Annotated in this window: 9 protein-coding genes and 1 tRNA gene; 6 read left to right on the top strand and 4 right to left on the bottom strand. The window is 68.8% G+C overall.

Going from position 1 to position 14234, the window contains the following annotated elements; genetic code table 11:
* Window positions 1-558: 558 nt before the first annotated feature.
* Window positions 559-984: a chorismate mutase gene (aroH, locus tag KF688_05140; protein ID MBX3425046.1), complete on the top strand. Its 426-nt coding sequence runs from the start codon at window positions 559-561 to the stop codon at window positions 982-984.
* Between the two features lie 87 nt (window positions 985-1071).
* Here the strand turns inward: aroH and KF688_05145 are convergent.
* From KF688_05145 to KF688_05155, 3 genes are all read right to left on the bottom strand, one after another.
* A tRNA-Leu gene (locus tag KF688_05145) sits at window positions 1072-1155 on the bottom strand.
* A gap of 150 nt (window positions 1156-1305) precedes the next feature.
* Window positions 1306-1638 carry a rhodanese gene (locus KF688_05150; protein MBX3425047.1) on the bottom strand — a complete coding sequence of 111 codons (333 nt, stop codon included), beginning with the start codon at window positions 1636-1638 and terminating at the stop codon, window positions 1306-1308.
* A 139-nt stretch (window positions 1639-1777) separates the two neighbouring features.
* Window positions 1778-3052 carry a DUF1559 domain-containing protein gene (locus KF688_05155; protein MBX3425048.1) on the bottom strand — a complete coding sequence of 425 codons (1275 nt, stop codon included), beginning with the start codon at window positions 3050-3052 and terminating at the stop codon, window positions 1778-1780.
* Between the two features lie 550 nt (window positions 3053-3602).
* On the opposite strand from KF688_05155, the gene KF688_05160 reads away from it, so the two are divergent.
* The 5 genes from KF688_05160 (at window position 3603) to KF688_05180 (ending at window position 13035) form a co-directional block, all read left to right on the top strand.
* Window positions 3603-7118 (top strand): PD-(D/E)XK nuclease family protein, encoded by a 3516-nt coding sequence (locus KF688_05160; protein MBX3425049.1) that lies wholly within the window; start codon window positions 3603-3605, stop codon window positions 7116-7118.
* 161 nt (window positions 7119-7279) lie between these two features.
* Window positions 7280-10891, top strand: a complete 3612-nt coding sequence (locus KF688_05165) for a UvrD-helicase domain-containing protein (protein ID MBX3425050.1) — start codon at window positions 7280-7282, stop codon at window positions 10889-10891.
* 62 nt (window positions 10892-10953) lie between these two features.
* Window positions 10954-12201: a CCA tRNA nucleotidyltransferase gene (locus KF688_05170; GenBank protein ID MBX3425051.1), complete on the top strand. Its 1248-nt coding sequence runs from the start codon at window positions 10954-10956 to the stop codon at window positions 12199-12201.
* A gap of 73 nt (window positions 12202-12274) precedes the next feature.
* A complete protein-coding gene (locus KF688_05175) occupies window positions 12275-12763 on the top strand; it encodes a hypothetical protein (protein ID MBX3425052.1) in 489 nt (162 codons plus the stop codon).
* A gap of 101 nt (window positions 12764-12864) precedes the next feature.
* On the top strand, window positions 12865-13035 hold the full coding sequence (locus KF688_05180) for a hypothetical protein (GenBank protein MBX3425053.1): 171 nt from the start codon (window positions 12865-12867) through the stop codon (window positions 13033-13035).
* Between the two features lie 27 nt (window positions 13036-13062).
* Here the strand turns inward: KF688_05180 and KF688_05185 are convergent, their stop codons facing one another.
* Entirely contained in the window at window positions 13063-14085 is a 1023-nt protein-coding gene (locus KF688_05185) for a hypothetical protein (protein MBX3425054.1), read from the bottom strand.
* Window positions 14086-14234 lie beyond the last annotated feature (149 nt).

Genomic DNA, 14234 nt, shown 5'->3' on the forward strand with positions numbered 1-14234 from the left:
GCGGAGTCAAAGAGCCTTTCGAAGCGTTTGCCGGCAAGGAACGCTCACGCGTTCTTGCCTGTACGATCTTGCTCTGGCTTGCCGATCGCCCGACCACGGCCGTCTGCAAAGAGACGCCCTCAGCCTTGCGACCGACAACTCAAAAGAGGTCACTCACCAAATTGTCAAAGAGCACGTTCAGTGCGAGAGAGGATTCTCGCGTTTCTTTGCTAGCGGGCAAGGGGCCCCGCAAAGATTTTTTCGACTCGGTCGTTCCCAGCGATCTCTCGCAGTAACCCCCGAGACTCGTGGATTTTACGGATCGGCTTCCGCCTGTCAACGACTCCAACGGAAAATCGCCGAAAGATTTTCTTGGCCCCGAACGGCGAGTCCGCCCAGACCGATCAGCCCGCATTCCAGTGAGAGTCGCGCTCCGCAGCAGCGCCCCCAACCCCGGGGCGATTCGACCCCCGCGACCCGACTCGTCCAGCGCCGCTGCTTGCAGGCGAGCCGAGACCAGCGAGAATGGCAATCGTGCGTTTCCCGTCCCCCCTTCCGCCTTTCCCCCCATCGGTTGCCATGCCCTGCCGCGGAGTGCGAGGCGCCACGACCGTCGACGCGAACACGCGCGACGAAATCCTCCGCGAAACGCGGCGGCTGCTTGCGCTGTTGATGCGGACCAACGAGATCGACCCGGCCGATCTGGCCAGCGCCTGGTTCACGACCACGGTCGACGTCGATGCGGAATTTCCGGCCCTGGCCGCCCGGCAGTTGGGGTGGCTCGACGTGCCGCTGATCTGCGGACACGAGATCGACGTTCCCGGCTCGCTGCGAATGTGCATCCGGGTGCTGCTGCATTGGAACACCGACAAGCCGCAGTCGGCGATCGAGCACGTCTACGTCCGCGAGGCGAAGCGGCTGCGGCCCGACTTGACCAAGCTGCCGGCGGTCGACTGGGACGAGTTGGAGACCTGGATCGCCCAGCAGATGAAGGACGGGGCGTGAGATTTGCTTAGGTCGGGCCCTGTGCGCGGATGCGCAAAAAAACCCGGCAAACGGGCCGGGGGCTCAATGACCGAGGAGTCGAGAGAGTACCGGAGAGAGGATTTGAACCTCCACGCCCTTGCGGGCACATGGACCTGAACCATGCGCGTCTGCCAATTCCGCCACTCCGGCTGAGTGCGAAGCCGCAGGATCGCAAACCGCCGGGGATTTGGCAAGGGGCTCTGACCGCTCCGCTGCCGCGTCGCGGCTAACGCCGAGTTGTTAGCCGCGACGCGGCAGCGGAGCGCGATCCCCGCCCCCGATGGTTCTCGCTTCGCATCCTCAATACCGGGGCGTCGCGGGGTCGATCTCTTGCGACCAGGCGTCGATCCCCCCCGCCATCGACTGCGCGGCCGCGAACCCTTGCCTGCGCAGCCAGTGGGCCGTCTGCAGGCTGCGTACGCCGTGGTGGCAGTGGACGACGATCCGCTCGTGCTCGCGCCCGGCGAGCTCGCCGAGCCGCTCCGGCAACTCCTGCATCGGGATCAAGATCGCCCCGGCGATTGCGGCGATCGCATGTTCTTCCGGGGTGCGGCAGTCGACGAGCAGCGCTTCGCCCGCGGCGACGACGGCGGCCGCGTCGCGGCAGGAGATCTCAAGCGGCAGTTCAGGCATCAGTCAGGCCGACTCCAAGCGTCAACGCGTCGAGTTCACCGCCCTGTCGGGGCGATGACTCTCGAACCAAAAAAATCCGCCGCGGAGGCGCGTGGCCTCCGCGGCGGTCGTAAGCATGCCGTTCGCGATCGCAACCGCCTTAGCGGATGGTCTGCGAGGGCTCGCTGCCGGCGCGGGTGGTGAGGTGGATCAGCACGTCCGGCTCAATGCTGTCATTGAGCGAGAAGCTGCCGCCGTCGCCGCGCCCGAACTGAACGATCCCCGGGTGCCCGCTGGAGGGGCCGAAGATGCGATCGCCGGCCGGGTTGCCGACGAGGTGAATGGCGCTCCGCATGTAGTAGTCCTGGTCCTGCGGTCCCGGGTTCTGTCCGGTGAGCCGTTTGACCTGGGTGCCGACATTCAGCGAGTGCTTGCCGGGAGGGGTCGTCGCCTGAGCCGTCAGGAACCGCTGGTTGCCGGTCGTCGGGATCTGGACGACCGTTTGCGCCCCCTGCTGCTGCGGATTGACGGCGACGCCCCACATCGACAGCGCGCTGATCCAGGCGCTGTAGCTCTCTTCACGAGATTCGCCGAACATAATCGTGTTCGAGGTCCCGTCGCGAAGGCCGGCGTTGGTGATGCCGGCAAACGAGGTCCGCCGTTGGTTCGGAGCAGCGGTCTTCATCTGGGCGGCGATCAGGGCGCCGTTGCCCCCCTGGCGGGAGGGAGCGGCGGTCGTGCCGCTCTTATAGACCCAGTTCGGGGTGCCGCTGGCATCGGTTGCGGCGGCGGTGCCGTTGCGATTGAGGTGGCTGGCGACCATCGCAATGTAGTTGCCGACCGCCGCCTTGCGGCCCGACGTGCCGAAATTGGCCTTCGTCTCGTACGATCCGGGGTAGCTGGGGCATTGGAACGCCTCGATCGGTTGTTCGTAGGCGAACGGCTTGGCGGCCAAGGGGCCGGTCGTTACCGTCGTCGGGATGAGACGCATCGTGGTGTCGTTTGCACCGGTCGCCGAGAACCGAAGCAATTGCTGCGAGTTGGTCGCCCCGACGTTGCTGTTGTTCTTCAACTGGTCGTACAGGGTGGTCCCTTCGATGTAGGGCAGGCACTGAAACAACCAGCTGTAGCTGTCTCCCAAGACCCAACTCGCCGAGGCCGCGTTCGTGATGTCGCTGGTGTTGGCGATCCGGAACGTGCTGGCCGTCGGATCCATCGGGGCCGATCCCAAGGCCGGGTACTCTTTCCGCGCGCTCTCGTAGTTCAATAGCGCCAGACCGATCTGCTTGATGTTGTTCAAGCAGGAGTTGCGGCGGGCCGCTTCGCGGGCCGCCTGAATCGCCGGCAGCAGCAGGGCCACCAGCACGCCGATGATGGCGATCACCACCAGCAGCTCGACGAGGGTGAAACCTCGTCTCTTGTTGTTGCGTTCCATCGGGAACCTCCTCGACACGAAAAACAGGAAATGAAGGGGAAAAAAACGGCCGACGGCGGGGGATAAGGAATACGCCGTCGGAAAAAACGCCTTCGGAAAAATCCAAGTGCGAAGCCGGAGCCGCGCCCGCCGCTGGTCCGACCCTGAGCGGGTCGGCGACCGCAGCGCGGGCGAATTCCGCGGGTCGTCTCACGCCGCCGCAGGCGTCCCCCCCTGTTCCATTGGGGGGAATAACACCAAGGGCGCCGCTCGGCGGCATCGCTGTCGGGGCGTCGGCACGGATCGTGACGACAGCAGCGCGGCCGCTGGGAGAAGACTGCCTCTGACCCTCTTCCCGCTGAGCGCAGGATTCCGGTATGGTGCCAGTGTACGGCGATTTCGCCCGTGCTGTCAATGAATTGCCGGCAATCGGGCGGGAGAACGGCCTTGTTCGAGCCGTTCTTGGCGTCCCCCAAGGGAGCCGCCAAGGCGGGGGGCTTGAGGCCGGAGTCCCGATCTGCTTGACCCGTTGCTCTTGCCTCGTCTGCCGTTCTCCCCCCTCAGGATTGCCGTGAAGCCGCGGGCGACCTTGCTGCTGGGCCCCGCCCGGGCCGGGAAGATGGCCCGGCTTGTGGAGCAGTACGCGGCCGCCTGCGCGGCTCCGGCTATTCCTGGCGGGTCGCCCCCGCGCTTGGGGAGGACCGCTTGGATCGCCCCCACCGGGGCCGCGGCGGCCGAGGTCCGCGACGCCCTGGCCGAGCGGCTGGGGGGCGCCTGCCTGGCGCCGGGAGCGACGACCTTCGCCGCGTTCGCCGCACAAATGCTGACCGTCGCCAGAGCCCGGGTGCGGCCGCTGGGGCCGATCGAGTCGCGGCGGCTTGTGGAACTGGCGATCGCCGAGGAGCGGGCCGGGGGCCGGCTGAACTACTTCGCCGCGGTGGCCGACTCCCCCGGGTTCGCCGCCCAAGTCGCGCAGTTCATCGCCGAGGCGAAACGCCGCGACGCCTGGGCCGAGGACCTGCAAAAGCAGGCCCGCGGGCCGCGCGAGCAGGAGTTGGCCCGGCTGTACGGCCGGTATCAGCGTCAGCTCGCCGCTGCGGGGGCGTTCGACGCCGAGGGGCTGTTCTGGGCGGCCCGGGACGCGGCGAAGCGTCACTCCGGCCTGCTGGACGGGTTGGAGTTGGTCGTGGTCGCGGGGTTCCACGACTTCACCGCCGCGCAGCACGACATTCTCCAGCTCATCGCCAAGAAGGCCGGGCAGACGGTTGTTGAGCTGACGCTCGACGAGCCGACGCTGGCCGGCGATCCCGACGCGGCTCGGGCGGACCTGTTTGCCAAGTCGCTGGCGACGCGCCAAGCGCTTCGCGACCGGATCGTGTGCCGCGAGGAGCTCGTCGCTGGGTGGCTGGGGTCGAAGCGAAGCGGAGCCCCCAGCGGACGTTCCCTGGGGGCTCGCTCCGCTCGACCCCAGCCACCCAGCGCGGCGAGTTTTGTCCGGATTGCCGAGGGGCTGTTTGGCGTCGGCGAGGCGCCGCCGGGGGTCGCCGCGACGGGGATCGAGATCGTCGCAGCGCCCAGCGTCCAGCGGGAGTTCGACGAGGTCGCCCGGCGCGTCAAGCGGTTGCTGCTTGCCGGCGTCGCAGCCGAGGAGGTCGTCGTCGCGTTGCGCTCAACCTCCGAGCACGCCCGGCGGTTGGAGGAGGTGTTCGCCGACCACGGCGTGCCGATTTGGCTTGACGCCCGCCCCCCCCTGGGGGCGACCCCCCTGGTTCGATGGCTGCAAGGCCTCGTGCGGCTCCACGCCGAGGATTGGCCCTATCGGCAACTGCTGGCCACGGTCGGCCTGGGACAAATTCGGTGGGGCGACCTCGCGGCCACCGCGGGGGTTGAGGCGGCGCAAACCGCCGACACGTCGCCCGAAACCCGCCGACAGAGGGGTCTGGCGATCCAAACGGCCCTCGAGCGCTCTGTCCGAGCCGCTCAGGTTGCCAGCGGGGCCGAGACCTTGCTGGCCCAACTCCGAAGTTGGATCGACCGGGCCGACGAGGCTGCGGGCGGGGATGAGGAGCTTCGCGAGGACGCCGTCGCGCGGGCGGATGCGGCGCGGCTGGCGCTGCCGGCCCTCGCCGGGCTGGCCGAGCGGTTCGCCGAATTGCCCCGTTCCGCGCCGCTGGCCGAGTGGGTCGCGGCGCTGGAACGGCTGGCCCGCGGATTGGGGCTGTTGGCCGGAAGCCCGGCCGACGAGGCGGCGTGGTCCCTGCTCAGCGAGTCTTGCGAGGCGATTCTCCGGGCCGATGAGCTCGCCGAGCACGCCGGGCGCCGGCTGTCGCTCGTCGAGTTTGGCGCCCTGTTGGCCAGCGTCGGGGCCCAAACGAGCGCTCCGGGAGGCCGCGACGCCACGGGCCGCGTCCGCATCGTGGGGGCCGACCGGGCCCGGCATCTTCGACCCCGGCATCTGTTCCTCGCGGGGCTCAGCGAGCAGTCGTTTCCCGCCCCGCTGCGCGAGGATCGCCAGGCGAGCGAGCGGCGATTCGAGGAGTTGCTCGCGGCGCTCGACGAGCCGTCGAGTGACCAGCCGACGCCGGCCGTGCCTCCGGCGGCGGGTGAGATGCTGCTGTTCTACCAGCTCGCGACGCGCCCGATCGAGTCACTGACGCTCAGCTACCCGGCCCTCGACGAGAAGGCCCAGCCGCTGCCGCCGAGTCCTTATGTCGCCGAGTTGGTCCGCTGCTTTGCAGGCGGCGTGCCGCGAACCGAGATTTCCCTCGGCGAGGGGCCGGGCGCCGCAGGCTCCGAGGGGCCCGCGGCCGCGACCTCGCTGAGCGAATCTCGCCGATCTGCGACCGCCGCGGCCCTCAGCGGGGCGCCCGGGCCGTTGGCCTCGCTGGCGAGCTCGGTCGAGACGGCCGCCGCCGGCCGGGCGATTCTCGCCGGGTTGGAGGCGATCGGACAGCGAGCCGTCCGCGAGGCGTTCGGCCCGTTCGAGGGGATCCTCGCCAGCGACGCCGCCCGCGCGGAGTTTGCCGCACGCTTCGGGCCCGCGCACTACTGGAGCCCCAGCCAGCTGGAGTCCTACGCCCTCTGCCCGTTCAAGTTTTTCGCGGAGAAGGTGCTCGCCCTGGAGTCCCCGGCGGAGCTGACGCTGGAGAGCGACGTCGGCCGTCGCGGCGTGTTGCTCCACAACACCCTTGCGGAGCTTCATCGCCGGCGAACCCTCGACGCGGCGGGCGAACCCCGCGGCGACGAATCTGGGCTGCTGCGCGACGAGTTGGTCGACGGCTATCGGCGGGCGCTTCAGGAACTCTCGCGACACGCTCCGCGGTCCGGGTTGGACAGCGCGTTGTACGAGATTGAACGTCGGCAAATCGACTCCTGGGCCGAGCAGCTCGCCGACCAGGAACTGCAGTATCGCGGCTACTACGGCAACTGGGACGAGCCGCCGCGGCCCCGGTACTTCGAGGCCCGGTTCGGCCCGGGGAGTCGGCGCAGCGAATCGGACTCCGACGCCGATCTTTCGACCGACATGCCGTACGAGTTGGCGGTCCGCGGCGAGCGGCTCAAGCTTACGGGGCAGATTGACCGGATCGACGTGGGGCGGATTGCGGGCCGGACCGCGTTCAACGTCATCGACTACAAGACCAGCGCGACGGCCGCGGTCAAAGCGGAGCAGATTGCCGACGGCCGGCAGTTGCAGTTGCCGCTGTACGCGATGGCGGCCGAGGATCTGCTGCTGGCGGCGCAGGACGCCGTGGCGTGGTCGGCCGGGTATTGGAGCGTGCAGGGTCGGGGGCTCGGCAAGCCGGGGAACAAAGGGGGCCCGCTTCAAGCGGCTCGCGTCGCCGAGGGCGCCCTGGCCGCCGACCCGACGTGGGAGGCGACGCGCGAGCAACTGCTCGTGCGGGTGGCGGAACTGGTCGCGGGGATTCGCCGCGCCGAGTTCCCGGTGTTCAGCGCCGACGAGCACTGCACCAAATACTGCCCCATGCGCACCGTGTGCCGGGTGGCTCACGTCCGCAGCCTGCAAAAAACCTGGCAAGGCGCCGTTATGACCGCCGATGAGGATTCCCCCGCCGAGGAGCAAGCGTAACGGCATGCCGTCCACCACGAGTCGGAGCCGCGGGCCAGGCCCCCGGGTTCGTTGACCAAACGTCGGTCGTCGCGGTTCGCATGCGGCCGCCGCCGGTCGGCTCACGAATAGCGGTCACGACCCGCCCCGCCCCCTGCAAACTTTCGCCATTCCCCCGCGCCATGTCCCTCACCTCCCAACAACACGCCGCGCTGGCCGCGCGGGATCGCAGCGTGTCGCTTGCCGCCGGGGCGGGGTGCGGGAAGACGTTCGTGTTGACCGAGCGATTTCTGCTGCAGCTCGATCCGAAGGCGAACGAGGTCCCGTCCGACTTCGACGAGCTGGTGGCGATCACGTTCACTGAGGCGGCCGCTCGCGAGATGCGCGAGCGAATACGTCGTCGCTGTCGCGAGCGGCAACAAGAGGCCGGGTCGCGCGACGAAGCGGACGCCTGGCGGCGCTTGTTGCGCGGGATCGACGGGGCCCAGATCAGCACGATCCACGCGTTTTGCGGACGGATCCTACGGCGGCACGCCGTCGAGGCGGGGCTCGATCCGCAGTTCCAGGTCCTCGACGCAGCCGCGGCCGACCTCTTGCGGCTCGAAGCGGTCGACGACGGTTTGCGGGCGTTGCTCGAAGCCCGCGACGAGGCGGCCCTCGATCTGGCGGCGCGCCGCGGCTTGGCGCGACTCCGAAGCGATCTGTCGCTGTTGTTGGGAGAAACGCATGAGCGCGATCTGGAGCGATGGGCCGGCTGTTCCCCGGACGAGTTGATCGGCGTCTGGCAGGCGCATTACGACGAGATCGCCGCCCCGGCGGCCGTCGACGAACTGCGCGATCACGAGGCGCTCGCCGCGCTTGGCGCCCTGGCCGACCCGCTGTTGGCGGCCAGCGACCGCTTGCGCGAGCAGTTGAGCGAGCTGGCGGTCGTGCTGCGTAAGCTCGGGCGAGGCGTCGGCGACGCTTGCGCGGCGCGGGAGTTGATCGACGAACTCGACGCCCTCGCGCGCTTGCGCGGCGGGCCTCGGAAGATCGCCGTCGCGCCGAAGGACTGGCTCGACGGGGCCGATCACGATCGATTCAAAGACGCTGCCAAGGGAGCGCGCGACGCGATCGGCAAGACGATCCTGGGCAAGCAGCCCCCTGACATCGTCACGCAGGCGGCGGCTCGCACGTCGGCGGAACTGGTGCGGCTGACCGCGGTGCTGGCCGGAAATCTGCGCTCCCTCAAGCGGCAACGGAATCAGTTGGAGTTCGACGACTTGCTCGCCGGGGCCCATCGGCTGCTGACCGATCCCCGACACGCGACCGTGCAGCGCGACTTGGCGGCCCGAACGCGGCTGCTGCTGGTCGACGAGTTTCAGGATACCGACCCGTTGCAGGTCGAGATCGTGCAGGCGCTGTGCGGCGAGCGGTGGCGCGAGGCGGGGCTGTTCGTCGTCGGCGACGACAAGCAATCGATCTACCGATTTCGCGGGGCGGAGCCGGAGGTGTCGCGGACCTTGCGGAGCGGCTTGCCCCCCGCGGGGCAATTGTCGCTGACGACCAACTTCCGCAGTCAGCCGGCGATTCTCGAGTTTGTGAACGCCGCGTTTTGCGAGGAGTTCGAGGCGTACGAGCCGCTCGTGCCGCATCGGTCGCAGGCGACTCCGTTGCCGGCGATCGAGATGCTGTGGTCCCCCTTTGCCGACGACGGCGACGGGTTGGCCGCGGCCCACGCCGCCGCGGGGCGACCGTCCGGAGGGGTGCAACTGGCCCGGCGACGCGAGGCCCGGTGGATCGCCCGCCGGATCGCGGCTTTGGTCGACTCGCAGCAGCCGCTCATCCCGCATGCTTCCGCCGCCGGAGCGTCGCGTCTTCGGCCCGTCCTGTTGGGGGACGTGGCGATCTTGCTTCGCACGCTCAGCGACTTGCCGGTGTACGAGGAGGCGCTCCGGCAACAGGGGCTGGATTATTACCTTGCCGGGGGACACGCCTTCTATGCCCAGCAGGAGGTGTACGACGTCCTCAATCTGCTCAGATCCGTCACGAGTCTGGTCGACGAGATCGCCCTGGTCGGCGCGCTGCGGAGTCCCCTGTTTGCGTTTGCCGACGAGACGTTGTACTGGCTCCACAAAGCGCACGGGTCGCTGAACGTGGCCCTGGACGCGGCGGTCGCCGGCGTCGTCCCGCCGCAGCTCGACGCGCACGAGGGGGCCAAGGTGCGGCGCGGGGCCGCGACGCTCGCCCGATTGCGGGAGATCAAGGACCGGGTGCTGGTCGCCGAGTTGCTCGACGAGGCGCTGCGGCTCACCGGGTACGACGCACTGCTCCAGGCCGAATTCCTGGGGAACCGCAAACTGGCTAACCTCGACAAACTGCGTGAACAGGCTCGGGCGATCGACCGCACGTCGCCCGGGGACGTCGCCGGGTTTGTGACGCAACTGGCGGAGTTCGTCGCCCGGGCGCCGAAAGAGCCTCCCGCTGCCACGCAAGCCGAGGGGGACGTCATCCGGATCATGACGATCCATTACGCGAAGGGGCTCGAGTTTCCGGTCGTCGTCCTCCCCGACCTCGCTCGCTTGCCGCGGGCGGGGGACTCGCAACCGACTGTCCACCGCCTGCTGGGCCCTGTAGCGCCTGGGGAGCAGAAGCAACATGGGTTGGGCTGGCTCCTTTATCGCGCACTGGAAGATCGGGCCGAGCGGGACGAACGGCTGCGGCTGTTCTACGTCGCGGCGACACGCGCGGCGGACATGCTGATACTCTCAAGCAGCGTCAAGGACTTCGCCAAGCCGCAGAGCCAGGCGATGAAGCTGCTGGCGAAACGGTTCAACTTGCAGACTGGGGATTACGTCGGCGAGCCGCTCCCCGCGGGAGTGCGGGCGCCGCTGGTGCAGCCGATTCTCGAGGAGCCGACCAGCCCGCGCGCCAGCCTCGGCGTCGAGCATGGCGCGGATTTGCTCGATATCGTCGGGGCTTGCGATGTGCGATTGTCCGAGGGCGGGGCGATGGCGCCGCTGCCTGCCGCTGCGGCTCGGATTCCGGCGGATCGAGCGGCCCGACGGCGATTTTCGTTCTCGCAGCTCACGGGCGAGATGAAGTTGGCCGAGAGCGTCGACGGGCAGAACGGCCAGACTTCCTGGGGGAGTCGGTTGGCTGCGACCCCAGTCGAGCTTGCCCAGGACCCGGAAGGTTGCCCCCCCCGCCGGGAGGGCGCCGAGGTCGCCGGGCGGGCGCTCGGGTCGCTGGTTCACGACGTGCTGGAGCGGATTGACTTTGCCGACCCGGCTGACGTGCGTCCCTGGTGCGAGTTCCTGGCGCCGCTTTATTTTGTGCGCAGTCCTGCGGAAGCCGCGGCGGTTGCTGCAGACAGTCTGGAGCGATTCGTCGCCTCGGCCCGCGGTCGCGCGCTGGCCGCGGCGGTCGAAGTCCGCCGCGAGGTCGAATTCCTGCTGCCGTGGCCGCCGCAGTGCGTGGCCGCCGGCGGGGCGCTGCGGCGACGGTACGTTCACGGTTACATCGATTGCCTTTATCGGGACGCCGAGGGAGCATGGCGGCTGCTCGATTACAAGACGAACCGCGTCGCCGCGGCCAACGTCGCCGCAACCGCCGCTCGGTATGAACTGCAACTGTTGGCGTACAGCCTGGCGTGCGAAGAGGCGCTGGGCGAATCGCTGGCCGAGTGTACGCTGGTGCTGCTCGATCCGGGGATCGAGCATGCGTACCATTGGAACCAGGAAGAGCAGACTGCCGCGATCGAGCACATCACAGCAATGATGGACCGGCAATCCGCCGCAGGGCCGGCGAGTTAGGAACTCGCGGCTCTTGACGGCATTTTCAGCAGCTCCGCACTCCTTCCGCCCCTCGACCTTTCATGTCCTCTCCTCGCCAGTTCGCCCTCGACGTCGTGACCGCGCTGCGCGGGGAGGGGTTCGAGGCGTTTTGGGCCGGGGGTTGCGTTCGCGATCAACTGTTGGGGCGCGAGCCGAAAGATTACGACGTCGCAACGAGCGCTCGGCCCGACATCGTGCGGGCCTTGTTCGGCAAACGGCGGACCATTGCGATTGGGGCTGCGTTCGGGGTGATCGGCGTCCTCGGGCCGCGGGGGAGCTCGCCGCTGGAGGTCGCCACCTTTCGCACCGACGGCGTCTACCGCGACGGACGCCATCCCGATTCGGTCGCGTTCAGCGACGCCGAGCACGACGCCCAGCGCCGGGACTTCACGATCAACGGGTTGTTCTACGATCCGGTCGCCGAGTTGGTCGTCGATTACGTCGACGGGCAGCGCGATTTGGCCGCCGGGGTGGTGCGCGCCATCGGCGACCCGAGGCGACGGTTCGACGAGGACAAGCTGCGGCTGCTGCGGGCGGTGCGGTTCGCAACGACCTTCGACTTCGAGATCGAAGCGGCGACCCTGGCCGCGATTTGCGACATGGCCCCGCAGACGACGATCGTCAGCGCCGAACGAATCGGGGCCGAGTTGCGGCGAATTCTGGCGAATCCCAATCGGGCCTTGGGGATGAGACTGCTGGGCGAGACGAACCTCCTCGAGGCGGTGGCGCCGGAACTCGCCGGCGCGTTGGCCGAGCCGACCGCATGGGAGGCGGCGCTCGGCCGGCTGGAGAACTTGGCGGTCGAGTCGCTTCCGGCGGCGCTGGCGCTGGCGACCGTCGATCGCTTTTCGCCGCCGGCGGTGCGCGAGCTTTGCCGCACGTGGCGGCTCACCAACAAGGAGGGGCGCCTGGCGGAGTGGCTCGTCGAGCATTTGCCCGAGATGCGCCACGCGGCCGAGCTTCCCTGGCCCCGGCTGCAGCGGTTGCTGATTCATCCGGGGGCCGCGGAGTTGACGGCCGCGGCGGCGGCGGAGCAGGGGGAGGCCAGCCCCCACGTCCGGCGGCTCCGCGAAACGCTGGCGCTCTCTCCCGCCGAGTTGGATCCCCCCCCGCTGGCGACCGGCGACGACCTGAAGGCCGCGGGGATCAAGCCGGGGAAACACTTCGCCGTGCTGTTGGAGCACCTTCGCGACGAGCAACTTCTCGGCCGGCTCTCGTCCCGCGAGGAGGCGCTCGTCGCCGCGGCCGAATGGCTCGCTCGTCGCCGCGGTCGTCCGGCCGAAGGGTAGACGCGACGAGCGGAGGCTCGGTACGATCGAGGGCTCGCTTGCCTCTTCCATTGAACGTCACTGGAGCTTGGACGTGTTTGCCTCCCTTGCCGAGTTGCCCGCGCTCGTCGCGGCTATGACCCCGATCGACGTTGCCAAGATCGCCAGCCGAGCCCTGCACATCCTCGGCGCCATGATCCTGGGGGGCGGGCTGTTCTACATGAAGGCGGTCCTCGCTCCGAAAGGGGCGGAGGCCTGTTTCGCCGATCGGCGTGCGATTTGGGCCAAGTGGGTCGGGATTGCGACCTTCCTGCTGTTGGCGACCGGCATCTACAACTTCCTGGTCATCAACGACGCCGCCAAGGCGGGCGAAGGCGCCGGGCTGCCGCCGACTTATCACGCCCTGTTCGGGATCAAGGTGCTGTTGGCCCTGGCGGTGATGTTCCTGGGCGCCGTGCTTGCCGGCAAGACGGCCGCGGCCGAGCGGTTCCGCGCGAGCATCGGCAAGTGGCTCAACCTGTCGTGGCTGGCCGTGACGGCGATCGTCGTCATCGGCGCCGTGCTGCGAACGCTCCACCAGTAGGTTTGCACGAGGGAACGGAAGTCGTTTTGTCGTAAGTGAGTCTTTCCTCGGATGCGGGCGTCTCGATCTCGATTGCGCCTGTTCTCCTATTGGACGCCGTGATGGACAAGAAAGCGAAGAAACGGATCGAGGTGCTGCGCAAGAAGCTCGCGTCGCTGCAGCAGCAGTTGGCCGGAGCGAAGCAACAGCCGGATGATCCCGGCGAGCCGGCTCGGCTGCAGAAGGAAATCGACGCCTTGCACGCCGAGATGGAATCGCTCAAAGCGAGTTGACGATCGCGGGACGATCCATCGGGGCCCTTACGCGGCGGTTTCGCCGGAGCCCGGGCGAGCCGCTTGCCTGACGACCGGCGCGTCGGCCGGCGGTGCAGAGGGCGCCGGCGTGTGCGGCGGGATTGCGCGGCTCTCCTCCGCGGCAGGCTTGCTGCGGGCCGCGACGTCGGTCGCACGGGCGCGCACGGCAGGAGGCGCCAGATCCGCTCGCACGATGGCCTCGCTGAACTCGCGGTTCGCCTCGCGGAAGTCCGCTTCGGCGAGATCGAACTGGCCTCCGAGCGACTCGAGAGCGGCGTCCCACGGGTTCGCATCCTCGACGTTCGCGTCGCGCCGCAGCGGCTCGTCAGGCAGTTGCCGCAGGGGAAGCTCGTCCACGTGATCGCGCCTGTCGTCGGCGTCTCGCTCGTCGGCGTCCTGCACCGCGATGCTGGCCCGCGCAGAACGAATCGGCGTCAGCTCGAACCCGGTCGGGGAGGAGGAAGTCCCGAGCCGAGCATCGGTCGGGGCGAGCGTCGCAATTGCGGGGCCGTTGACGCCTCCGCCGGCGAGGATCAACCGCGGCAGGCCGTCGATCGTCGGGGCGGGAGCGTTCTGCGGGGCGTACTCGGCGAAGTCGTACCCCGAGACGCGCTGCGACGCGGCAAGCGAGATTTCGCCCACGAGGTCGTTTGTGACGATCTGACCGCCCCCGTCGCCGATCGACTCGGGGCCGTCGTGGTACCCCGCGGGCTGGATCTGTTGAATTGCGTACAGCCCCGGGGCGAGTCCGGCGAACGAGTAGCGCCCCGCTGAGTCGGTGAACGTCGACGTCACGGGGACGCCGACTTCGTCGAGAAGCCGCAGCTCGACCCCGGCGATCCCCGCGGCGACTTGAGCCGTCGGCGTCATCTCGTAGACGCGTCCTTCAATCGCCGCATCGAGCGTGAACCCGGCGAGCTGGCCGCCGAAGTCGGCCGAGAGCAGCGCGCGACGCTCCAACGATTCAAAGCGCAACGGACGCCCGCCGAGGGATCGGTTGGTCGCACGGCGAAGGGAACCACGGCTCATGGGGCGTCGAGCTCTGCAGTCGGGACGCGCTGCGGCGAGGCGCCGCGCTGGGCGGGAGACTTGCAGATAGTATCGTCGGCGCAAAGGGCAAATGCTCGGCTGTTCGAGCCCTCTGAGCCCCGGCGTCCAGCGAGAATGACGGCGCCAGC

The organism is Pirellulales bacterium (genome assembly GCA_019636345.1).
Taxonomy (GTDB): Bacteria; Planctomycetota; Planctomycetia; order Pirellulales; family Lacipirellulaceae.